The sequence below is a fragment of the Burkholderia sp. GW821-FHT14F03 genome, assembly GCF_058803765.1.
In genome coordinates this window covers 31,161-56,451 of sequence record NZ_JBXAPG010000020.1, presented here as the reverse complement: position 1 = coordinate 56,451, position 25,291 = coordinate 31,161, and the positions used below count along the sequence as shown (strand labels likewise).

Annotated in this window: 11 protein-coding genes; all 11 read right to left on the bottom strand. The window is 63.5% G+C overall.

The annotated features are described in order from the left end of the window. Positions 1-494: 494 nt before the first annotated feature. Positions 495-3,470, bottom strand: coding sequence for a tetratricopeptide repeat protein (locus AC1RQF_RS15620; protein WP_492872424.1), 2,976 nt, complete (start codon positions 3,468-3,470; stop codon positions 495-497). A gap of 199 nt (positions 3,471-3,669) precedes the next feature. Next, positions 3,670-4,221, bottom strand: coding sequence for a GNAT family N-acetyltransferase (locus AC1RQF_RS15615; protein ID WP_492872423.1), 552 nt, complete (start codon positions 4,219-4,221; stop codon positions 3,670-3,672). Positions 4,222-4,289: 68 nt separating this feature from the next. Continuing rightward, a complete protein-coding gene (gene pip, locus AC1RQF_RS15610) occupies positions 4,290-5,222 on the bottom strand; it encodes a prolyl aminopeptidase (RefSeq protein WP_492872422.1) in 933 nt (310 codons plus the stop codon). A gap of 35 nt (positions 5,223-5,257) precedes the next feature. Further along, a complete protein-coding gene (locus AC1RQF_RS15605) occupies positions 5,258-7,015 on the bottom strand; it encodes a ShlB/FhaC/HecB family hemolysin secretion/activation protein (protein ID WP_492872421.1) in 1,758 nt (585 codons plus the stop codon). Positions 7,016-7,697: 682 nt separating this feature from the next. Further along, positions 7,698-7,982 carry a hypothetical protein gene (locus tag AC1RQF_RS15600; RefSeq protein WP_273996778.1) on the bottom strand — a complete coding sequence of 95 codons (285 nt, stop codon included), beginning with the start codon at positions 7,980-7,982 and terminating at the stop codon, positions 7,698-7,700. After that, positions 7,979-8,905, bottom strand: coding sequence for a CdiA C-terminal domain-containing protein (locus AC1RQF_RS15595; protein WP_492872420.1), 927 nt, complete (start codon positions 8,903-8,905; stop codon positions 7,979-7,981). Before AC1RQF_RS15595 ends, AC1RQF_RS15600 begins: the two co-directional genes overlap by 4 nt. 196 nt (positions 8,906-9,101) lie before the next feature. After that, complete coding sequence (locus tag AC1RQF_RS15590; protein WP_273996780.1) at positions 9,102-9,497, bottom strand: hypothetical protein; 396 nt, start codon at positions 9,495-9,497, stop codon at positions 9,102-9,104. A gap of 9 nt (positions 9,498-9,506) precedes the next feature. Next, positions 9,507-10,886 carry a VENN motif pre-toxin domain-containing protein gene (locus tag AC1RQF_RS15585; protein ID WP_492872419.1) on the bottom strand — a complete coding sequence of 460 codons (1,380 nt, stop codon included), beginning with the start codon at positions 10,884-10,886 and terminating at the stop codon, positions 9,507-9,509. Positions 10,887-11,294: 408 nt separating this feature from the next. Continuing rightward, positions 11,295-20,735: a hemagglutinin repeat-containing protein gene (locus AC1RQF_RS15580; RefSeq protein WP_492872449.1), complete on the bottom strand. Its 9,441-nt coding sequence runs from the start codon at positions 20,733-20,735 to the stop codon at positions 11,295-11,297. 753 nt (positions 20,736-21,488) lie between these two features. Then, positions 21,489-22,700, bottom strand: a complete 1,212-nt coding sequence (locus AC1RQF_RS15575; protein ID WP_273996783.1) for a glycoside hydrolase 5 family protein — start codon at positions 22,698-22,700, stop codon at positions 21,489-21,491. Positions 22,701-23,169: 469 nt separating this feature from the next. Next, on the bottom strand, positions 23,170-25,203 hold the full coding sequence (locus AC1RQF_RS15570) for an oxidoreductase (protein WP_492872418.1): 2,034 nt from the start codon (positions 25,201-25,203) through the stop codon (positions 23,170-23,172). Between the last annotated feature and the right edge of the window lie 88 nt (positions 25,204-25,291).

Sequence of the window (25,291 nt, the reverse complement as noted above, 5' to 3'; positions counted from 1 at the left end):
GCCGCTGCTGCGGCGCGCTGGCTTCGCGTCGGAAGAGTCGGCCGGCCGGGCCGGACCGCCTGTCCGCCCGGTCAGGCCGGGCGCGACGGATGCGCTGCGGAATCAGCGATCGCCAGTTTCACGAGACAGCATGCATTCATTGCGACAAGCCGTCTGTTAGTTGGCGCACAGTAATTGCAGGCGACCAATCGGGGGATTTGTAGCCGATTGTTTCCTGGGGGCGTGGATATCGCGGCGGGCGGTGGGAAAAGGCCCTGCGGCGGGCGTTTGGCGGACGGTCGTCGGGAGGATGGGCGGCATCCGCGATGCGCGATCGGGCGAGTCGTTCGTGCGGCGGACACGATCCGTGCCGATTCGATATGTGCGCCGGATGACAGAACGCGACGATCGGCTGGAGCAAGGGGCGGACAGTCATGTGAACGTCGCTCGCCGCACGACGTGACGCCCGGATTCACGCCACGATCACTCTGCCACCCCATGAGGGCTACCTTGCTTTAGCCGGTCTCCCCAAGCTCGTTCGCAAGCCAGGCCTCTGCTGACTCCCGACTTCCGGCAAGCTCGACGAGCACCCTGAGCACGTAGCGCAGCACGGATTCGATATTCGATGCCTTGGCGGCGCGCCACGCCTGCGTGAGCGACAGATTCCTCTCCCGCTCCTCGTTCAACATCGCATGGCACCGGGCTATTTCCGAGTGCGCGTATGCCGCGCCCGCCAGATCGCCGCCCCGCGCGTACAGCTCCAGCGCCGATCGATAAAAAGCCAGCGCCTCGCCCGCATTTCCGGCGCGCCGCTCCACATCTCCCAGCGCCTGCTGCGCGTCGCCCTGCCCCTGCGAATCCTGCACCCGGACAAATATCGCCTCCGCCCGTTCAAGCAGGACTCGCGCGTCGTCCCCGTCCTGCTCGATCAGCAGAAGGCCCAGCCCGTACAGTGCGTTCGCCTGGCCCAGGCTGTCGCCCTGCTGCTCATAGAGTGAGAATGCGCGATGGTATTGCTCGCGTGCCGCTTCTCCGTGGCCGAGCCTCCGTTCAAGCTCTGCAAGCGATCGATGTGTATTGGCCTGCCCCTGCCGGTCGCCCGCCTGCAAGAACATCGTCAGCGCACACGCCAGCAGCTCCTGTGCTTCGTCGAATTCCGACAGGCATAGTCCGAGATTACCCAGCGACTGAAGCGTATTGGCCGTGCCCAGCACGTCGCCTGCCGCTTCGTAAAGATGCAGTGCACGCGCGTAAAGCGCCTGCGACGCCTCGGGATTTCCTTGCCGAGTCTCCAGATCCCCCAGACGGGCCAGCATCAATGCCGGTTGCTTCATATGGGGAAGACTCGCGCGCAGAATCTCGGCGGCTGCGGTGGGACGGAACTGCAAGGTGGGATCCAGATGATGGAGCAATGCTTCGAGCACGCCATCCCCCGGCGCCCCCAGCCGCAGTTCCCGGGAAATCATCCGATGCACCGCTTCGAACACACTCAGCAGTTGTGCCCTGGCGCGCAGGCTTTCATCGGTCGAGACGATGCTGTCGGCGGCCTCCGCCAAGCAGTCGAAGTAGGCAAACGCGATCAGTCGAACCTCCGACCAGCACGCCTTGGCGCCTTCGGATGAAAATCCGTCCAGCGCGAACCGCGCCACCGGCGGCAACAGGTGGAACCGGTCGCCGCGCAGCTTCCATACGTGATGCCGGGTCAATGCCTGCCGGGCCGCATCGGGCCAGCCGCCCGCCTTCTCGAACGCGGAGACCCGGTGGCTGTCGACGCCGTCGGGAAACAGCGCGGCCAGCATCCACAACTGAAGCGCGCCGGGTTGATCCTGCAGCGCATCCTTCGTCAAGCACAGGCTGATCGACAAACTATCGAGCCGCGAATCGATCAGCCGCCCTTCCGCCAACGCCACGCCGACGGATCGCCACCGTGCGACGAGATCCGCGAACGGATACGCATTCCCGAGACGCGCGATCAGGGTAACGCTCAGCGCGTGGCATCCCAAATCGTCCGATACGAACCGACGCAGATCATCGTCGGGCGGCGGAGCGTCGCCCGTCCACAGCTTGCGGAACAACGCCGTCGCGGCATCGAGCGGCAGCGCATCGATCCGGATCGGCCGCGACATCACCCCCGTCAGATCGACGCGCGACGAGGCCAACAGCCGTACGCCCTGGATTTTCTGCACCTCGCGCAGCAGCCGAATGCCATCCTCCTGTTCCGCGACACTCTCCAGGTTGTCGAGGTAGTACAGCCCGGGCACGAGCACCTGGGCCAGGCTGTTCCCGTCGGCGACGTCGTCGACGCCCAGTGCGCGACCCATCAGCCCCGGCAGATCAGCCGGATTCGCTTCATCGGGGACATCGACGTAGAAGGCCGTCTGTTCCGGGCACGCTTTCAGCCATGCCTCCAGCGCCGCCTTGCAGACCTCGGTCTTGCCGATGCCGCCGCATCCCGTGACATGCGCAAACACGACCGCGGAATCGTCGCTGCTGTGAAGGAACGCCAGGACCGCCGCCACTTCGTCGGCACGGCCCAGGACCTCTCCTTCGCGCGGCCGCAGGCGCGCATCCTTGCAGCCGGACAACCTGCCCGGCTGACGCGGCGCGTCGGAGGGCGCGGGCCGGATAGCCTCGGGCGAAGCGGCCGGCGTCGCCGCGCCCTCGTGCGGCGGCGGCTCAGCCTGCGCCTCCCGCGACCTCGGCAGATCCGCGATGAACGCGATCAGCGAGTCATGCACCTGATCGCCCTGCCGCGTTGCCGGTTTGCAGATCGAAAAATGATCCGCGTCAATCGGAATGGGGACTTCGCCCGGCACGTGCGGATCGCTGCTTCCCGCCGGTACGACCATCACTCGCGGCCCGGGCAGCCATTTGAGCAAGCGCCGCTGAAGCTCGACGCCGTGGGTTTCGGCGAAACTGCGAACCCGGAACCCGAGTTCGCCATATTGCTTATTGAACTGCCGATTGAGGCTCAGCAGATGCGTATTGTTCGCGGTCAGATCGCCGACCTGCACATTCGTGCGCAGCAGGCCCTTGAACGCCATGGCCAGATTGGCCAGATCCGAACCCTGGTGCGGGGTGGCGAGAAAGACGACGCCCCGGATCCACCGGACCAGGTTCGCATACCGCGCCACGTCGTGCGTCATCGCGTGAACGATGGCGGTCTTGATGACGAGACCGCCCATGCTGTGCCCGACCAGGATCAGCGGCCGATTCCGCAACGCCTTGTGCCCCTCCAGACGATCCAGCACGCTCGTGCCCTGATCCGGCAGCGACATCGCGGCACTGCGCCAGCCGGACAACTTCGCGTCGTAGCCCAGAACCCAGGTATCGCAGCCGCTTTCCTCGCCCACCCAGCGCGGCCAGAGCGTGGTCGGGTCTTTCGGACGGCTCATCCAGGTTTGTTCCGGATCGCCGTCCAGACCGTGCACGAAAATGATGGAAAAAAGCCCCGGCTCTTTGGGTTGGTGAATATTTTTCAGCGAAGGCATGGCATTCCGGTTTGGGTGGGGATCGGGCTCGGCACGTTCGCCTCGATACGCAAACCGATATTATCGGCAGCCGCGGGCATTCCCCTGAGTCTTATCAGGTCGACGCCGCTTGTTTCCATGCCCGGATCGGCCTGTCCGCCCACCTCGGGCCCGTGTCTCGCCACATGATCCGCGCCGCCCGGATCACGCGGCCGCCCCGTCACCCCGTCCGATCCCGCGGCAACAAACCATACAACGCGGAATCCGACACCTCGCCGTCCACGAGCCAACGCTCCCTGAGCAAGCCTTCCCGCACGAAGCCCGCGCCTTCCAGCACGCGCGCCGAGCCGAGATTGCGCGGATCGATGTCCGCCTCGATGCGCCTCAACCCCAGCGCGTCGAACGCATGATCGACCAGCGCGCGGACCGCCTCGCCCGCGTAGCCGCGGCCCCAGTGCGCGGGATGCACGCCGAAGCCGATCTCCGCGCGCAGGCACGCCTCGTCCGCGTTGAACAGGCTGCACGCGCCGATTACCCGGCCATCCCCGCCCAGCGTCATCGCGCAATTGAAATCGCGGCCCGACGCCGCCGTCGCCATCAACCGCGCGAGACGCTCGGCCGCCTGCTCGGGGCGCGTGAACGGCGCGAACGAGTAATAACGCATGAATTGCCGGTCCGCGTACAGCTCGAACAGCGGCATCACGTCGGCGTCGGCCAGCGGCCGCAACACGAGGCGCGGCGTGCGCAGCACGACAGGTTGAAACAGGGGCATCGTCATGGTCCTCGGGATCGACACAGGCGCGGCGCGCGGCGACCCCGCGCGCCGCGCGTCCTTCGCATTTACGCCGCGTACTGATCGGTCGCCGCGATCAACGCGCGCAGGATGCCCCGCTCGTTGTACGCATGGCCCGCGTCGTCCACGATCTCCAGGCGCGCGCCGGGCCAGGCCTTGCTCAGTTCCCACGCGGTGCGCGCGGGCGTCGCGACGTCGTAGCGGCCCTGCACGATCACGCCGCGCACGTCGGCGAGACGATACGCGTCGCGCAACAGCTGCCCTTCGTCCATGAACGCGTGATGCACGAAGTAATGATTCTCGATGCGCGCGATCGCGAGCGAGAAGTGGTCCGCGCCGAACTGCTCGGCCAGCGCCGCATCGGGCAGCAGGCGGATCGTGCGCCCTTCCCACAGGCTCCAGGCGCGCGCCGCGTCCTGTCGCACCCGTTCGTCGCTGCCGGTCAGGCGGCGTCGATACGCGGCCATCAGATCGTCGCGTTCTTCCGGCGGAATCGGCGCGAGGAATTCATCCCACAAATCCGGGAACAACCACGATGCGCCTTCCTGGTAATACCAGCGCAATTCCTCGCGGCGCGCCGTGAAGATGCCGCGCACGACCAGCGCGTCGACGCGCGCCGGATGGGTCTGCGCATAGGCGAGCGCGAGCGTGCTGCCCCACGAGCCGCCGAACACGAGCCAGCGTTCCGCGCCGATCATCTCGCGCAGCCGCTCCATGTCGTCGACGAGATGCCAGGTCGTGTTGTCGTCGATGCTCGCGTGCGGCGTCGAACGCCCGCAGCCGCGCTGGTCGAACAACAGGACGTTGTAGCGCGCGGGATCGAACAGCCGGCGATGGTCGGGCGAGCAGCCGCTGCCCGGCCCGCCGTGCAGGAAAACCGCCGGCTTGCCCTGCGGGTTGCCGCACAGCTCCCAATACACGCGGTGACCGTCGCCGGTGTCGAGCCAGCCGTGTTGGTACGGTTCGATCGGTGGATACACTCGTTGCTCCTGGAAAAGGGGGGAGGCGCGTCGCGCTAGAGTTGCGCCGTCAACTGGAACCCGAACGTCACGCGCGTGGTCGGGAAACCGGATGGCTTATAGACCGGCGTTCCCACGAACAAATCATACGCATAGGCGCCGAAACGCGTACCGATGCTTCCCTTCACGCCGACCACCGCGCCGGCCAGCTGCGTGCCCACCAGCGCGATCGGCTGCGGGCCCCATACGCGGCCGTAGTCGAGCCCCGCGTAGGCAGCCTGCCCGGTCTGGCCGATCGGCGCCTGGATCTCGTTGCGCCAGTAGAAGCCCCGCGCGGCGGCCAGCATCGTTTCGCCGTCGAAGCCGCGCACCGTGTAACGGCTGCCGATCGTCAGATCATCGATGTAGTACAGCGTATTGCCCGTGTATTGACCGTGGAACGTCGTCACGTAGCGGAACGGCTGCCGCGCGATCGCGAACGGTATCGACAGGTTCGCGTCGAGCACGGCCATCCTGTAGCGGTAGGACGGACCGCCGTCCGCCGCCAGGAGGTCGTCCTGCGCGCCGAACGCGCCGACGCCCTGGCGGTAGGCGAGCGTGCCGTCGAATTGCGCGCCGCCGAAGTAGTGTCGATCGGTCAGGCCGAATTCGATGAACGTGTTGTTGCGTCGCTGCTGGGAGATCTCGGTGTCTTCGATGTAGCTGCGGCCGAATCGCCGCGACAGGCGGAACTGCGCGCCGAGCACGTCGTTCTGGCTGCGCAGCAGCACGCGGTTGAGCTTGACGTCCACGGTCTTCGAATTGCCGCTCGCGACGAAGGTCTGGTTTACGCCCGCGATCTGTTGGTAGTAGGAGTTGGTGTAGGCCGCGAGCGTGGCGGTCCAGTAGCCCCAGGGGATCGAGTAGAAACCGTTCCAGCCGTGCGACCCCAGCCGCTTGTCGCCGAATTCGAGATCCTGGCTCACGCCGATGTTGAAGACGTCGTTCAAGCCGAGCGGGTTGTTGATGCCAAGCGACAGATTGCCCTGCAAGCGGCCCGTTGCGCGGGTGCCGGCGTTGTCGATCGATGCGACGACGCTCCATGGTTTGCCGCGCTTCACGTCGAGCACGACGTCGCTTTCGCCGGGGGTGTCGGCGGGGACGATTTGCATGGAGACGTCCTGGTTGGAGACGCGCTTCATCTGTTCGAGGCCCTGTTCGAGGTCGCGCAGGTTCAGCAGCTCGCCGTCGCCGGTCGGGAAGGCGGTTTTCCAGGTGCCGTGGAGTTTTTCATCGGCGAAGCGCACGTGGCGAATCATGCCGGGGATCAGCGCGAGCTTGAGGGTGCCCTTCGACAGGTCTTGTTCGGGGACGAGCACGCGCGTGGTGACGTAGCCGCGCGAGAGGATCGCTTGGGAAAGACCTTTGACCAGGATGTCGAGGCCCTGCTTGCCGATGCATTGCCCGGCGTAGTGGTCGAGCCATTCGCGGGCGAAGGCGAAGCGGTCCATTGGTAATGCCGATGCGCCCTGGAATTGCGCTGCGGGGGGGAGCGAGGCAGGGACTTCGAGAGTGATGCGGTCGATTCGGAAACACGGCGTTTCGGTGGGTAACGTCGGGTAGGCCTCGATGCGCGGTACTTCGGAGCGCACGGACGGTGTGGTGACGTCGGCGTTACGCTGCTGGGCGTCGCGTTGTTGCTGGGCCTGGCGGTCCTGCTCCGCGTTGGCGCGAGCGGCGGCGGCGCGATCGTCGGGAGTCGGGGTCTGCTGCGCGTGGGACGCGAAGGACGCAGCCAGAAGCAGCAGCGCGATCAGGTGTGTAGCTACTCTCATTCGTTATTTTCCAACTGCGTGTTTCATGTGACGACGGGGTGGTCAGGGTCGTCGTCGTTGGGTTCAGCGTGGTGTTCGCCCCGCCAAATTGCGGATCTTCCTCGTGCACGGAACCGGGAAAGCTGCAAGACAGATCCGGGGACCGTGTCGTGTGCTACCTGATTGCGTGCACCATCTCGCCTGCGTCGTCACTTGATCAACGGGTTACGTTCCTCGAACATTGCCTGATCGGTGACTCTGCCGCAGAAAACAACCCGCGCCGGATTTGGGACAGATGCCATCGCTCCTGCAGTTGCACTCACACGCCTCCACTCGTTGAGATCATCGACACCGTATCCGACGTCGTATTCTTCGCGCAGATGCATCCAACTAATTAACCTCCGTAAACGGCCCCATTACCTCAACGCCAAAGCTCTTCTTTTCAGTTCCGTCATACATGATATTCGGCACTTCATTCTGCGCCCATACGGAATTCGTAAGAATATAGCTCTGCAATTCAGTATTCAGCTTCACCTTAAACTGCGTCAGATTCGGCTTATCGTCGTCGGTCGATCCCGCATACTGCCATGTCGCCTTGAATCAGTTGGCATCGTCCCGACCATTATTACCGGCGCTCCAGATTCACGATCCCGACCGATGCAGGCATACTAAACAACAAACTCAGCGATAGTCCGGCTTGTTGTTACTGCCTTCCCTTACGCATCGACTCATTGATCTCTCGTTCTAGTTCTGGAGTCATCGGCTCATCCATAGATAGCTCTACAAGCTCCTTACAGCCAACATTGGGAAGCAATGCGCAAAGTCGATCGAATACATCGATTTCAATCAGCCCCCATTCCAGCAACCCAGATAGATATCCATGCCAAATAAGTGCAACCGTATCAGTTGCCCCACGCCAAGCAAGCTGACGTTCTATTCTATCGTGCAACTCGCTCTCTTTTGGATAACCGTTAATCATGGCCGTCATTGCGGTAACCTCGGGACATACACCGTCCCTTGTTGAGTTATAACCGTGATACTCTGAATCTTAGAACCAGATCTAGTATCCGCCGATAATGCCCTGTTAATTCCGCGCTGAGCAATATCCGATGTCATGCCCAACTGATTCCGTGCATCAATAATAATATCGTCCGATTGTCCTCGCGCATCCATTGCTGTGCTTGAGATTGCCTTGGATAAGCCATCTGAATCCTGCTTGACTACATCCGTCATTGTCTTCAGCTCATATTTCTTCCCATCGATGAGAAAGTCTGCTGATCGGCCCGCGTTGCTCGAAGGGATCACGTTAACAGTTCTACCACCCGCAACCATTTCACTTATGAAACCCCGTTCGGCCGCGGTAAGGCCATCCATCGAACCAATGAGCTTACCTGTAGCCGCTGCCCCGGCTATCGCCGCCCCCGTCCCCGCCGGCATGGCACCACCCGCGGCAATCTCGCCCGCAGCAATCCCCATCTGGTTCGCGCACAACACCGGATTCGCCGCACATGCCCTTATCGCAACTACCGCCGCTGCAACAACCTCCGGTCCAAGCGCTAAACCACCTGTCACTGCCGCCGCACCAGCGATCCCAAGCGCCGGATTGGCGATCGCCCCCGGTAAAGCCTTCTGCTCCGGCGTCAGCGATCCGTCCTTGTTACCAAACTTGAACGGATCATTGTAGTACTGGTCTTTCTGGAACATCCCTCCCGCGTTGCTGCTGATATAAGCCACCGCAACCAGATCCCCGCCCGGTCCCTTGCTCGCCACAGCATCTACCAAACGGTAACCAGTCGCCAGCAGCATATTCTGAGCCTGCTCCTCCGTGATCTCCTTGCCGGTATTTTTTTCATAGAACTTCGCGAAATCCTTCGCCTTGTCCTTCGCCCACTGCCTTTCGTCAGGATGCAACTGCCGATTAAACCGATCTCGGCATGATCAAAGGCCCTGCCTTCATTCCTACAACCGTTTCCGTGGCTGGATCGATGATTACATTATCGTTCTTACTACGATCTCACCCACGTATCTGAGACAGCCAGTTTAGAACGAGCACGGCTTGTGGGGTTTGTATCGCCTGCTGTGGTCCTACTTGATTACCCCCAATCAATTACCACCACACCGGAAACTGTTCAACCTGGCGTTTTACATGTGCCAAAATGTCTTCGTCAATTGGCGATCGAAATGCCACCGTTGCAGTTGCTCCTTCGATGTCACTTCTTTTTACCTCCCATGAGATTTCAGGCTTTCCAGATACCGTCCTAATCCGCAAAACGAAATAGCCGCTCATATCAAAAAAAACAGCATCTGCCGTGTCAATATTATTTAACCCCAAAACAAACTCATCCCAACTTGAACAGTTAAACCACAAAGCTCCACGATAATCAATCCTGGATCCAAACTGCTGCAGCTCAACCGAGATTTCCATCTTCATCGACGGAACATAATCATCCGTTTCGATTACATCTAAATTTAAAAAAAATGGCCTATCAATTCTGATGTTCATATATCAAACTCATTTACCAGTAGGCAATGCATGAATAAGCACAGGGAGCTTCCCCGACTGTCGCGGGGGAGCAAACTTTAACTCCCAACCATCAGCTTTGATTAGCTGATTGAATGGCACGTCGTTCTTGGTCACGGCGCTAACTGCACCTTGCAAGCTCGCAAGCTGTTGTTGTGTTGCAAGTCTGACAACTTCGGGCGAATTGTTCTTTGCGATCATTTGCGCATATTCGGCAATGTATTCCGTCGCATTCCCATGCACCCATATACTTTGGCCACTTCCCAACGTAAGTTCAAAAGATTTCGGAAGAATTGAGCCAGGATAGACAGGTTGAGTCGCAACAATGGAGTCCCATACCGTACCTGCTTTCTTTCCAGCCCCTTCTATCGCCATTCCTGGCGTAACCGAGTTGGTTGCGATCGCCGCTGCCGTCTCTACCGTGATGATGCCAGCATTCACCGCTGCGGCCGGGTTCGACAACGCAAGCGCTAGCGCTTCAGGAGCAAGCGATGCCAACACAGGCACTGCCGCCACTACCGCAGTCGCACCAATCGCACCGACTACCTTCACCGCAACATCGCCGCTATCCCGCATCAGTTGATTCTGTGCCTGAATTAGCAGCTCAACTTGCTTATCCGAACAGGTGCCTGTGGCGCAGTATTTTTTGACTAAATCGACCTTGAACGGGTTGCTCATCGCGTCGTTACGCCCAAGCTGATTATTCTCCACTTCAATCCGCGCCGCATTCCCCGCTGTTGTCGAATCCAGCCCCCCCGCAGCCGCAACACCAGCCACGATACTCGTCACCAGATCGACACGTGCTTGCCGCTCCTCCTGCGTCAGCCCCTCCGCCGATCCCAATGCCGATCCGATCAAGGAACTCGCCGCCGCCCCCATCGCGCCAGATCCGCATCCTTGACCGCCTGCCCCTGCGCCCGCACAACCCACGATTGCGTGCAACGCCGCGCGTGCCGATTCCGCCTCCGCCGTCCCTTGACCGAACGAGTGCGCCAATTCCTTGACCTTGTTCGCCCCTAGACTCTGCACATACCCAATCGCCGCATTCGCCGCGAACTGCCCCGCACCTCCCGTCACATTCCCGCCCGCTGCTGCCGTCAGCGCCGTCATGATCTGACGCCCCGGCTTACCCGGTCCCCAGGTCTGCTCGATGTCGTTCGCCTGGGCCAACATCTGCTGACGTTGCGCATCAGTCAGCGGATTCCCATTCGCATCCTTCGCATTCGGGTCATTCGCCTTCTGCTTGAGGCTGTCGATCTCCTTCGTCCTGTTCGACACAAACGTCCCGATCTGATTCACGAACTGGCTCGTGATATCAAACGCGGCCTGAATCTTCTCCTTGTCAAAGATCGACGCAAGCGCACTGCTCATGTCCGACGTGTCCCGATTGACATTTGCCTCCGTCTGAGCGGTCAACGGCTGCTCGTACTATCCGTGATCGTGAGTATCCTGCCGCTCACTCCGCTGCGCATGGTCGAACTCGCGCCACCTGATACACCGAGCGTTACCGGCAGGTAACCGACCATTCAATCAGGCGAGAGATCCACTAAACTGCACCCCAATATCCATGGAACGGATCATCTGGCGCTACAAGTCTCCATACTTCTCCGCACTGCTTGCACCGAAACCATCTTTCATCAAACATCGCACCTGCATACGAGTCTTGGACATCGATTTGCTCAACTAATCCAATAGCAATCTGTTCAGATATCCAAATGCAGAACCGACGATATTCATCTGGCGAAGAGAATGCATCGATTGTTTCCCAGTTACACAAGTTCATGGCTTCTTAATCCACGATGAATCAATTTTGACATCCTTTGGGAACAGCACTTGGCTACCACCCCCAACCAATCCACCTTGAGCAGCAGCAGCGCCTTCATAGAATTTCGTTCCGACAGGCACTTCGATTTTCACGACATTGACAGCCGTGTTGCCCCACTGTGGGTTCAGTGCACTATCGATAATTGATTGAACTGGTCCCGCTGGCGGAGTACGCGACCAATACCCACCAAGCTCCTTAGCTGTCCCTCCGTATACTCGGTAAAGAATCGTTGGCGTCTCTGTAAGGACTTCTGCATAACTTCCTCCTCTAAATGTGTTTGCGATAGCTTGAGGGAGAGGACCTCGATTGAGTGGTCCATACTGCACAACAAATTTTGAACCACTCGCAACAGCCTTCGCCCCGCCCCCCTCAATTACCACTCCCGGCGTGAGAGAGTTCGTCGCAATCGCTGCAGCTGTTTCTACCGTAATGATGCCCGCATTCACTGCTGCCGCAGGATTCGCCAACGCAAGCGCTAACGCCTCGGGGGCCAGCGATGCCAACACCGGTACTGCTGCCACAATCGCAGCAGCACCAGTCACACCAGCCACCCTCACCGCGACCTCACCGCTATCCTGCATCAACTGGTTCTGAACCTGGATAAGTTGCTCAACTTTCTTATCCGAACAGTTGCCCATGCCGCAATATTGCTTAACAAGATCAACCTTGAACGGGTTACTCGGCACGCCATTACGTCCAAGCTGATTGTTTTCGACCTCGATCTTGCCTGCCCCGGCCGCCATCGCCATATTCTGCCCCGATACCGCAGCAATGCTCGCCACCAAACCCGTCACAAGATTGTCGCGCGCTTCGCGTTCCGATGCCGACAAATTGTTTGTCGGAGCAAGCAGGCTACCAAGCACCGAACTGGTTGCTGCACCCATCGCACCAGCACCGCAACTATTGCTACTCGCCGCCGCCCCCACACACCCGACAATCGCATGAAGTGCCGTCCGCGCTTCTTCGCTACCAAGGTTATCGGCAACCTGCTTGACCTGATTCGCGCCGAGTTCCTGCAGATATGCCACCGTCGCACTCTGCGCGAACTGGCCCATGCCACCCGTCACATTGCCGCCGGCGGCCACCGTCAACGCCGTGAGCACCTGACGATACGTGCCACCCGGCCCCCACTTGGCCAGGTCTTCCGCTTTGGCCTGTGCCGCCGCCCGCTGCTCAGGCGACAGATTCGGATTCTTGGCAGCATCCCTCGCCGCATCCGCTTCCGCTGCTCGATTCGCAACAAACGTCCCCATCTGATTCACGAACTGGCTCGTGATATCAAACCCGGCCTGAATCTTCTCCTTGTCGAAAATCGGCGCCAGCGCACCGCCGGTATCCGACGTATCCCGATTGATGCTTGCGACCGTCTCCTCAGCCGTCTTGCCTGTCAGCTGTTCTTGTTTAGCACCATCGGTGATCTTGATCGCGCCGCCGCTCACTCCGCTGCGCGTGGTCGAACTCGCATCTCCCGATGCGCCCAACAGCACCGGAGGCGTAGCCGAAAATCCGCCTTCCTTGGGCAAATCGGTACCCGCCACCGGATTCGTATTGTCGGCCGTGCCCTTCTGATTCTTGCCGATCGTTCCGCCATAGCCCCCTGAAAGCCCGACCGACGACGCTTCATAAGAAGCATGATTCTCGACATCGCTATACGTCAGGGTCCCCGTCGTCAGGCTGTTTGCGCCGCTCTGCACCGCCTTGTCGCTGCTTGCGATCACGCCTCCCTTGAGATCGGTATTCCCCTTCACGTCGACCTGGAAGCCGCCATCGCCGGCCTTGATGCCCGACTGCTCGCCCACTGCCGCGTAGTCGCTGCGCATCTTCTGCTGAGCGACATTCGCCGCCACGCTCGATGAGCCGGTGCACAACGGCGGCACACACACACGGACCGATACACCCGCGCTCTGCTGCTTCGAGTCGTAATGATCGATATCCTGCAGGCTCTCGACATTGAGATTCCCACCGACATTCGTCACGACTTGCTTACCCGACGCGACAGCCCCCTTGAGGTTCGTGTCGCCGCCGGACTCGATCGTCAAGGTATTCCCTGCGGTGACATGCGTATTCGTCCATCCGACCGAATCGCCATCGGCCTTTCCTCGATTGCCCGCAACGCCAGCCGTGAACGCAATGCCGCTTTGCTTGCCAAAGCCAATCGACACGCCAACGCCGAAGTTGCCTCCGCTGTTGGTCGAATGCTGGCTGCTGGTGCTTTCAGCGGCCAGGAGATTCACCTTGCCGTCGGCGGCGAGCTTGGCATTCCCTCCAGCCGAAATCGTGTTGCCGATCACGTCGATCTGGCTGTCGGCTCCTGCGCCCGTCGCCTTGATCGAAACGTTTCGGCCGGCCGACACCGTACCGCCAACGGCAGTACTCGATTGCGCTTGTGACTGGTTATCGCTCTTGCTCGCCCCCAGCGAAATATTCACGCCGACCGACTTCGCAACGGATGTCGGATCGCCGCCGTCCGTCGCATCGTAGGAATTCTTCGCGGCAAGGCCGGTCGTGGCCGCGGCCAATGCAATCAGACGCGCATCGCCCTTGGTCTTCCCGGCGGCCTCCGCCATCTGCTTGCCGGTCTGCGCCAGCGCAATCACGGGACTCGACACGCCGACCGTTACACCCGCTTGGCGATACTGCTGCTGTTCCGCCTGACTCATCGTGTCATAGGCAGAATCCAGCTTGACCCGCTTGCCGGATACCTCTACGTCGTTGCCCGCATGAAGGATGGCCGCGGTGCCGTTTACATTGTTGCCAGCCTGGATCGACAGGTTGCCGTTGAGCGCACCGATCGTGCTCGCGTTATTCGTCACCGTGGAAGATTGTTCGCGGTCGGTCATCGATCGCGAGCCGACGGACATCGACAACCCGCCGTTCGACATCAGCCCGGTTTCCTTCTTCTGGTAGTAGTTGGACGATTCGACCGTGTCCTGCGATGTCTTGATGTTGACATCGCGTGCCGCCTTCAGTGTCACATCGTTCGTACCGACGACCGTACTGCCGGTCACATTGACATCCTTCCCGCTCGCAACATTCACTCCATCCGCCGAAATCACACTCCCCAGACTCCGCACCGACGTCTGATCGATTCCGCTCGCCACCTTCGATCCGCTCACCACCACGCTATGGCTATGCGTCTCGTGCGAATTGATGACGTGCGTCTCCGTCGCCGCCACCACATTCACGTCCCCCACCGCCACGAGGTTCGCATTGCCCTTGTCCAGACTGATCGCACTCCCGCTGAGCGTAATGTCCTTGCCCGCCGCGATCGTGACCGTCTGCCCGCCCTTGAGCACCGTGCCGGTCAGCGTCTCGTCCGACGAGTGATGCTGCTCGACATAGCTGCGGCCGCTGCTTCCGCCCGAGCCGTTGGAATTGATGACCGACGTCGCGCTCGCCGTCCCGAGCGTCACATTGCCCTTGGCGGCGATCGCCCCGCCACCGCCCAGTTCGATCTGCGCGCCTTTCGCCGTGAAATCCCCGCCCACGCCGATGACGGACGCGCCGCCGACCTTGACCGTACTGCCCACCACCGAGTTGACGTTCGTATCCGACACCCCGTTCGCCAACTGCACGACCTTGTGCTCGCCGATCTGCTGCGCACCAAGCGTCCAATCTCCGCCGATGTTCGCGCCGAGGTTGCCGCCGACGGTCAGGTTGCCCGCGTTCTGCCGCACGTTGCCGCCCGTCACGATCGCCGCATCCCCGGCCACATCCACCTGCCCGGTCGGCCCGAGCGTCGTGAAGACGCCGGTCGCGCCGTCGCGGCTCACGCGCTTGTCGGTCTTCGTCGCCGTATCGAGGATCAGGTCGCCGCCCGCCGCGACGCTGAGGCTGCCGGCCTTCACCTTGGCCGAAGTCAGATCGACGTTGCCCGCCGTCGTCAACGACATGAGCCCGCCGCTTTCCAACGCGCCGAACGCGTTGTCAATCTGCTTGCCCTGAACCGCCAGCGTGTTGTCCGCCTTGATCGTGCCGCTGTTGACGAACGACTGCGCGTCCTTGATGTCGATGTCGGTCGCGACGATCAGCGGGCCGTTGCCCATGTTCTGCTGGCTTGCCTTCGCGAGATACACGACCGGCACCAGCACCGAATGCCCGTCGACGACCTGCGTCTCCATCATGACCACGTTGCTGGTCAGCTTCGACACCTGCTCGGCCGACAGGCTCGCGCCGACCGGCAACGCCAGATCCTTCTGCAACGCCGCGCCCGCCGTCAGCAGCGACTGATACATCGTCTGGAGATCCGTATACGGTCCCAACACGGCCTTGCCGGTCAGCGCGGTAATTTCGTTCCGGACGAGCTGCTGCTCGTAGAAGCCATCTCCCAGGCGCTTCGGAACATGCGTCAGGTCGACGCCGAGCTGCTTGAAGAAGTAGTCGCTCGAAATGAAGGTCTTCTGATTCGTAAACGCGGGATTCGTCTCGATCACGTAGCTCGCGTTCGGCAACTCGGTCGGCTTGTACAAGCCGCCCTGGGGAATCGTCAGGTTGTTCAGCACGTTCAGCGCCGTCGCGCTCGCGATGATCGGATCGACCGCCGTGGCGCGGCCGCCGCGCACGGCCACGGCGCCCGTCTTCCCGCCGCTCGCGCTGCCGTTCGGCCCGCCGATCGTCAACCCCGGCACCGCCTGACCGGGAATCAGCCCGAGCGAAGGGATCGACGCATTGGCGGCCGTGTTGTTGATGCTCACGCCCGTTCCGGAAATCGTTTTGTTGGAACTCAGGGTCGCCCCGTAACCCGGCAGCGCGTATTTCTTGACGTCGGCCGGCGCGGCCTGAGCATATCCCCCCGGACGGCCGCCGATAAACGGCGCATCGCCGAACGGCAACGTCCAGCCGTGTTCCTCGTTGTTGTAGTTGTTGTAGTGATAGTGGCCCGAGTAGGTGACCGTAACGCCCGGCGCCTGCTGCCCCGTGGCCGCCCATGCGTCCGACTCATATCGGGCGGGCAGCTTCAGCGCGCCGACCGAGGCGATATTGCTCCAGTAGTTTTGCACCGTGCCCGATGACGAGGCATCGATCGCACCGCCCGATACGATTTGCCCGGCGGCGCTGACGTCCTTGATCATGTTCGCGATCGCGACGCCCTTGTAGGTCGTGTATTGATAGCCGCTGTTCCAGTGATCTTCGCTCGGGGGAACGGTAAACATGCCGCCCGGCTGCTCCTTCAGTTGCGCAATGACGGGCGCAGGATCGTAATCGGGGAAACTCGGACTGCCAAAGATATCCGCCCAACGGACGTCGTGACCGCTGCAAGCAGCTATGTAGACGGCCGCGCAACCCGACATGCTGATCCCATACTTCTCCAGCATGGCCGGATCGACGTTGTTCGTGTACCCCGTGGTCGTCATCACCCGGCGCGTGTTCGTCACCCGGTCGGCATGCAGTTCCATGTCGCCGCCCGACTGGATCAGCGCCGACGAGTTGTTGACCAGCGCGGCGTTCGTGTAATTGCCGTTCGCGTCCTTGCCGCCCGCCAGCACCACCCGGCCCATGCCGAAGATGGCGGTCTGCGCCATCGAGTCGGTTGACGACGTATCGTCGCGGTTCTCGATGTGACGCGCGAGGATTTCGAGCAGGCCGTTGCTGTCCGAGCCACCGATCACGGCGGTGCGCCCGAGGTTCGAGACCGTATCCGTGGCGTTGATCGACGTGCTGCCGCCGACGATCGCGCCGGTGTTGGCAAGATTGGCCGATTGCGTGCGCAGCAGCCCGCCCGCCGACAGCGCCCCCACGTTGACGATATTGCCCGCCTGGATGCTCAGGTTGTGCACCGATTCCAGATTGCCGCGGTTGGTGAACGTACCGGGCAGGGTGAAGCCGAAGTCATGTCCCACGCCGAACCGGTAATCGGACGTCGCCGTGAAATCGCCCTGCAGGTTCATGCTGGCGTCGTAGGTCGCGCTGTACTCGCCGCCGCCTTGCAGCGTCGCCGCGGTGACCGTGAGGCTGCGCGTCGAACCAATCTGCCCGTTCGCGTTCGTGACCGCGCCGGCCGTCGCCACGGTCACGTCGCCGCGTGAATTCACGACGTTGCCGATCCGCCCGCCGCTGTTGTCCAGCACGTCGGCCCGAACCGTCAACGCCACGCCGCTCAGTTGCCCGCCTTGCGTATTGGCAATCGACGACGCGTGGACAGTCACGTCGCCGTTGCCGGTGATCGCGCCCATGCCGGCGACGCCGTTCGCATGGCTGTTGTCGATGCGGCTGCCGCCTTGCACGGTCATCTTGCCCGCGCCGAGATCGGCGATCGCACCGTCGGCGTTGTCGATCGAGGCGGCCTGGACGTCGAGCGTGCTGGCGTCGCCGGGGTTCGACTGCCCTGCCTGGATATGCCCGGCCCGGTTCACGAGCGCACCGCCGTTGGTCAGCGACAGCGCGCCGTCCGAGCGGATCAGGCCCTGCGTATTGATTACGTCGCCCGCGATATTCGCGCGGATGGCGCCGCGCGCCGACAGGATGCCGCTCGCATTGTTCAGCTTGCCCGCGTTGACGACGGCCCGCCCCTTCGTGACGAGGGTGCCTCCCGCATTGTTCAGCATGCCGGAGCCGCCGCCCGGCCCGATCGTCAGCGTCCCGGCGCCGGCGTGCGTGATCGTGCCGCCCGCGTTGTTCAGTTCGCCGGGCTTGAGCGTCAGGTCCGTGCTGTTGGTTTGAACGACGCCGCCCTGCGCGTTGTCGAGCGTGCCGCTGACATCCATGCCCATCGCCGACGCGCCGTACTGCGTGATCGTGCCGCCGTGGTTGGTCAGGTTCTTCGCCGTCAACGCCATCTGATTGGCTTCGAGCTTGCCGCCTCTGTTGTCGAGCGTCGCATCGATGGTCGCGGTCAGGTTCGGCGCGACGATCGCGCCGTCGCGGTTCGTCAACGAGCCGCCGTGAATCGTCACCGCCGTGCTCGCGCCGATCCGGCCGCCGTCGTTGGCGAGCGCGCCGCTCGTCAGGTCGAGCGCCGTATCCGACGACAGCTTGCCTTTCGCGTTGTTCAGCAGGCCGCCGACGTTCGCCGTCAGTCCGCCTTGCCCGTTGATCGAGCCCGCCGTGTTGTTCAGCGCCCCGGTTTCGGCGAGAACGCGGCCGTTGCCCGCGATCGTGCCGCCCACGTTCGAAACCGACCCGGTTCCACCGCCCAGCGTCAGCGTGCCCTTGCCCGCGTGCGTGATCGTGCCGCCGTCGTTGACGAGCGTGGTCGGCGCGAGCGTGAGATCCGCGCTCTCCGTCTCCAGCAAGCCGCCGCCGGAGTTGTCGAGCGTGCCCGTGGCCTCGACGCGCATCGCGCCCGCGCCGGTCTGCGTGATCGTCCCGCCCTGGTTCAGGAGATCGGTCGACGTCAAGGACACTTGGTCGGCCTGCACGGTGCCCGCGCGGTTGTCGAGCGTCGTGCCGACGACCTTCGCCGTCTGGCCGACGATCGTGCCGCCGCGGTTGGTCAAGCGCGCGCCCGCGTCGATCGTGGCGGTCTGGGCGGCCTTGAGGAGCCCGTCGCTGTTGTCGATGGTCTGTCCCGTCACCTGCAGGTCGGCGCCGGCCGTGATCTTGCCGCGGTTCACGAGATCCGCGCCCTGCACCGTCACCTTGCCGTTGCCGCCGACGACGCCGCCCTGCGCGCCGTCCGCCGCGACGCCCGCCGCGTTCAGGAGCCGGCCGGTCGCCGTGACCGTCAGGCCGTCGCCGTTGAGCGACGTGATGCGCCCCGCCGAGTTGTCGATGGACGCGCCGGCAACCGTGGTCCGGCCCGCGCCCTGGATCGTGCCGGACTGGTTGGCGATCCCCCCGCCGCGCACCTCCAGCGTGCCTTGCGACACCAGCGTGCCGGACTGATTCGCGACCTGCCCCGACGACTGCACCGACAGCGGACCTTGCGCCGACACCTTGCCGCCCTGGTTCGACATGCTGCCGCCCGTCAGCGTCACGTTGCCGTCGCTCGACAGTTGGCCGTGATCGTTGATGATCGCCCCCGCCGCATTGGCCGTGACCGCGCGCTGAGCGCTCGTGGTGGCGTTCGCGAGGTTCACGTCGCCGGTCTTGGCGGTCAGCGACAGGCTGCCGTTCGCGGCGGTCTGGCTGCCGGCGAGGTTCACGCTGCCGCCCGTCAACGCTGCGTTGCCGCCCGCGGTATTGCGGCCCGTCGCGGTCAGCTGGCCGGACGCGGTGAGGTTCAGGTCGCCGGCCCGCACGACCTTGCCCTGGTCGTCGACGCCCGCGCTGAGCGCGCCCGTCGAATGGATGCTGCCGGCGCTCACCGTCACGTTCTGCTGCGCGGCGAGCGTTCCGCTGTTGGTGAGATCCGCCGCGGTCTTCACGTCCACCGACTGCCGGCTGTCGATCGCGCCGCTGTTGTCGACGCCGCCCGCCGCCGACAGCAGCAGATTGCCGTGCGCCGTGGTCTTGCCCGTCAGGACCAGGCGGCCGTCCGATTGCAGGGTGAGGTCGCCCGCCTGGGCGGCGATGGTCCCGGCATTGGCCACGCCGACGCCCGCCGAATTGCCGACCAGGTACACGCGGTTCGCATACATGCCGCCCAGCTGCGCGACGTCGATCGCCACCGCCGGCGCCGCGCCTTCACCCTGGATCGGCTTCGCGGCCAGCGTGCCGTGATCGATCTGGTTCGCGCCCGCGATGACGTTCAGCTTGTCGCCGTAGATCGAGGCATTGGCCTGGACCGCGCGCGCGAGGATGTCGACCTGATCGACGTTCGATGCATTCAGCCCGGCGCCCGCCACGGTGACGAGCCCGCGGTTCACGTTGAAGCCCGCGACGGCTCCGTCCCGGTCGTAGAACGGGACGCCCGTCGTCAACACCGCGCGCGATGTGTTGATGAAGCCGCCGCCGTCGACGTAGATCCCCGACGGATTCGAGAGGATGACTTCGGCGCGTTGGCCCGCGACTTCGACGAAACCGCGCAGCTGCGACGGATTCGCACTGTTGACCTGATTGACGATGATCCGCGCGGCGTCGTTCGCGCCGAAATTCGGATTGCCGTTGATCACGCCGGCCTGTTGCGTGCTCGTGATGCCCGCGGCGTTGTTGAGGATCGCGCCGCCCTTCTGGACGTCGAACTGGCTGTAGGTATTCAGCGAGACGCCCGCGCCGCCGGGCCGGTTGATGTTGACTTGCGGTAGCCCGTTGGGCGTCTGGACGACCGACGGCGCATTCGGCCCCGCGCCGACGATCTGCGCGTCCGCCCACCTCGGCATCGCGCCGGCGGCAATCAGCGCCGCGAATGCGGCATGACGCATCGCAAAGTGCCCGCGCCCGCGCGATGCGCCTGCGTGGCTTGCCCGCCGCGTTTCGCCGCGGTTGGTTTTCCCCGCGGCATTGGCCGTTTCCCGAACGGCAACCAACATGCCGCGCACGCGGCTGAACACCAATCGATAGTAATTTTTATTCATGATTCTGGTCTGCTCGCGATCCGCTCGGTTCGCACGCACGGATGCCCAGGCCATGCGTGTTCCAACGGGGTCGTCGACTATCAACTTCAAGGTGCACCGGTCTCTGTCGGACCTTGATGCATGAACGCGCTCGGTACGGCGCGATTCCCGAACCGGACAACCTCACCCGATCGGAAAGGACGCCATACTAACCACAATTTCGATCTCGAAAAATCCCTGACAGAATTACGAGGGGAAATAACGCCACGCGTTCAAAATCTTTGACACCTTCCTTGGAAAGAAACCGATATAACTGACAAGAACGCGTTGATTTGACTGAAGCCGTTGAGTCGCCGTGGCGTGAATCGATTGATTCGAATTGATTCGATCGCTTCGAATGCCAAGTCGCGCTGCTTGGGATAAACACGCCGCCCATCGCGGCGCTTGAGCAGGATTACGCCGCCATGCGTGACGCACGCCGCGGTTCACCTCAGCCTCGTTGAAACCCCGTTCGAGCGGTACCCAGGATCATCAAACCCATTGGACTTGTGATGCGCACCCGGCAATCACGCTGCGCGATCGCCGCCACCGCCCAACCCTCGTGTTCTTTTATTCAGGGCAGGAATTTTATCAGTCTATTGAAAAAGAAGCGTCGAGCGGCGACGCAATGAATCAACGATGTCGTCACGGGCCATTCGATAGGGAGACGAGGATCGCCGGCAATGCGTCGATCCTCGCCATTCCCGCACATAACGCTTAACCCGTCACCGCGCCTTAAAGCGGATACGCCGCCGTATACCGCTTATACGCCGCATAAGCCGGCTTGCGCGTCACGCCGTCGTCCTGGATCAACCCCCAGTTCATCGCCGCGGTCTCGCCCTGATCGGTCGGGTTCGGGAACAACGCGTAATAGATCGCCCCGATGATGTTGTACTGCGCGCGCTGGGTGCGCCACACGTCGAACTGGCTGCTCAGGTATTGCGCCTGGCCCGCCTCGCTGGCCCAGGCGCCGAACTCGGAGACGACGATCGGCTTGCGTCCGGTCACCGCGTTCAACTGCTGCAGCACGTTGACGAACTGGTTGGTGTGCGTCGACGGGCCGGCCGCGAGGATGTCGTTCTCGCTGCTGTACCAGTGCACGCCGATGAAATCGAGCGCGATCGGCGGACGGGTGACCGCGCCCGTCGTGTCCTTGCCGTTGCACAGCATGTCGGCCACCACGTTGCTGTACGCGACGCCCGACGCATAGCCGCATTGCGCATCCGGAATCACCGCCTTGATCCCGTCGCGCAATCCGGCGGTCCAGCCGCGCAGCGCCTCGATCGAGGTCGGCAGATAGTCGGTCGGCACCGATCCGTCGACGGGCTTGCCGTCCACCGGATTCACCGCGCCCGGCGTGAGGAAATCGACGCGGCACGCGTAGTCGAGTTCGTTGCCGCATTCGAAGTAGCGGCAATGGCCGTTCAGCGGCAGCGCGATCGACTTGCCGAGCGCATAGCCCGCACTGTAGTTCGCCGTATACGAGGCGACCAGACTGATGCCCTGGTCGATCACGACGAACGGTACGACGTTGCTCGCGGCGAACGCCTGGCAGTACGGCACGAGCGCCGCCGCGTCGACGGCCGTGCTGAGGTTGGTGCGCACCGTCCGCGCGCCGAGGTCGGCGAACGTGTTGACGTAGGTCGACGACAGCCACGCCGGCAACGGCGCGTAGGTCGCGAGCAGGTGCGCGTTGATGCCGAAGAACGGCAGCGCCGCCGCCGCTACCGGCGGCGACGGCGGCGACGGCGTCACGGTCGGCGTGCCGGTGACGTTCTTCGCGCCGCCCGTGGGCGGCTGCGCGCCGGTCGTCGGCTGCTTGGCGCTGCTGTCGATGATGGACGTCGCGCCGGACGCCTGTCCGTCGCCGCCCCCGCCGCAGCCGGACAACATGCGCGCGGCCCCGGCCGCCGCCGCGCCCAGCAGAAATTGTCTGCGAGTTGCCATGATTCACCCCCATCCGCTAAATCATGTCGCGCGGCGGCCCGCTGTCGGACGACCGCGCCGTTGAGCTGTAAAGAACTGGACTGTCGACGTTTCCCGGGGCATCGCCGTCTTGAATATTATTTTTCGCGACGAGCAAGTAAATGAGACGATGAACCCGGGACGTCTTAGATCGGAAGCGGAGGATGGACGAAGGGCCCGGACCGAATGCCGCGCGTGATGACGCGCCCGGTCCGGGCCTTTCCTTTTGGATACCTTAAAGAATACGACACGATGATGACAACGCTTTCAACTGGTTGAATCCGAATCGACCGGCCCGCCGCGTGATGACGCCGCGCCGCCGGCCGGCCCGCGCAGGCGGCCTCGGCCGTGCGCGGGTCGCCCCGTCGCGCCGGTACGGGCAGGCACGGCCCGATCCGGCTTCGATCGGGCCGCATGATACCCGATTCGGCCGCGCCGCCCGGCGCGCGCGTCAGAGCCGGGCGGCGAGCCGCGCGCCCTGGTCGATCGCGCGCTTCGCGTCGAGTTCGGCGGCCAGCTCCGCGCCGCCGATCAAATGCACCGCCACGCCCGCCGCCTTGAGCGGTTCGTAAAGCGCGCGCTGCGGTTCCTGGCCCGTGCACAGCACGATCGTGTCGACCTCGATGACGGTCGGCTTCGTCCGCTGTTCGCCGAAGCTCACGTGCAGCCCCTGGTCGTCGATGCGCTCGTAGTTGACGCCCGCGAGCATCTCGACCTGCTTCATCTTGAGCGCCGCGCGATGGATCCAGCCGGTGGTCTTGCCGAGCCCCTTGCCGACGCCCGTCGCCTTGCGTTGCAACAGCGTGACGCGCCGCGCGGGCGGCGTCGCGACCGGACGCGTGACGCCGCCGCGCACCGCGCCCGGATCGGTCACGCCCCACTCCGCCTTCCACGTCGCGAGGTCGAGCGTCGACGATTCGCCTTCCTGCACGAGGAACTCGGACACGTCGAAGCCGATCCCGCCCGCGCCCACCACCGCGACCCGCGCGCCGACCGGGCGCTTGCCCGCGAGCACGTCGACGTAGCTGAGCACCTTCGGATGATCCTGGCCGGGGATGCGCGGATCGCGCGGCGTCACGCCGGTCGCGAGCACGACTTCGTCATAGCCGCCCGCGATCAGCGCCGCCGCGTCGACGCGCCGGTTCAGATGCAGCCGCACGCCGGTCACCTCGATCTGCCGCGCGAAGTAGCGCAGCGCCTCGTGGAATTCCTCCTTGCCGGGGATCTGCTTCGCGAGATTGAACTGGCCGCCGATCTCGGCCGCGCCGTCGAACAGGTCGACCGCGTGCCCGCGCTGCGCGAGCAGCGTCGAGCACGCGAGCCCCGCCGGCCCCGCGCCGACCACCGCGATGCGTTTCGCGCGCGGCGTCGGCCGGTAGCTCAGTTCGGTCTCGTGGCACACGCGCGGGTTCAGCAGGCACGACGCGACCTGGTTCTTGAACACATGGTCGAGACAGGCCTGGTTGCAGCCGATGCAGGTGTTGATCTCGTCGGCGCGCCCCTCGGCCGCCTTGTTCATGAATTCGGCGTCGGCGAGGAACGGCCGCGCCATCGACACCATGTCCGCGCAGCCGTCGGCGAGGATCTGCTCGGCGACTTCCGGGCGATTGATCCGGTTGGTCGTCACGAGCGGAATCCCGACTTCGCCCTTCATCTTCTGCGTGACCCACGCGAACGCGCCGCGCGGCACCGAGGTCGCGATCGTCGGCACGCGCGCCTCGTGCCAGCCGATGCCTGTGTTGATGATCGTCGCGCCCGCGCGCTCGATCGCCTTCGCGAGCTGCACGACTTCCTCCCAGTTGCTGCCGTCGGGAATCAGGTCGAGCATCGACAGCCGGTAGATGATGATGAAGTCGCGCCCGACCGCCTCGCGCGTGCGCTGCACGATCTCGACCGGCAGGCGCATCCGGTTCGCATACGAGCCGCCCCAGGCGTCGGTGCGCTTGTTGGTGTGCTGCGAGATGAACTGGTTGATCAGGTAGCCTTCGGAGCCCATGATCTCGACGCCGTCGTAACCGGCCTCGCGCGCAAGCTGCGCGCAGCGCACGAACGCGCGGATCTGCCGTTCGACGCCGCCCGCCGTGAGCGCGCGCGGGGTGAACGGCGAGATCGGCGACTTGATCCTCGACGGCGCGACGGCGAGCGGATGGTAGCCGTAGCGGCCGGTATGGAGGATCTGCAACGCGATCTTGCCGCCCTCCGCGTGCACCGCGTCCGGGATCACCCGGTGCCGGCGCGCCGCGCCGTGCGTCGACAGCGTGCCGCCGAACGGCTTGGTCCAGCCGGCGACGTTCGGCGCGAAGCCGCCCGTCACGATCAGCCCGACGCCGCCGCGCGCGCGCTCCGCGAAATAGTCCGCGAGGCGCGGCAGGGTCTTGCGGCTGTCTTCGAGGCCGGTATGCATCGAGCCCATCAGCGCGCGGTTCTTCAAGGTCGTGAAGCCCAGGTCGAGCGGGGCCAGCAGGTGCGGGAAGGGCGTGGTCATGGCGGGGTGCGGGGAATGATTGTGTCCGCCATCGTAGGGCGCGCCGCCGCTTGAGCGTGAGGGGGCAAACAGCCATAATGCTTGTCAT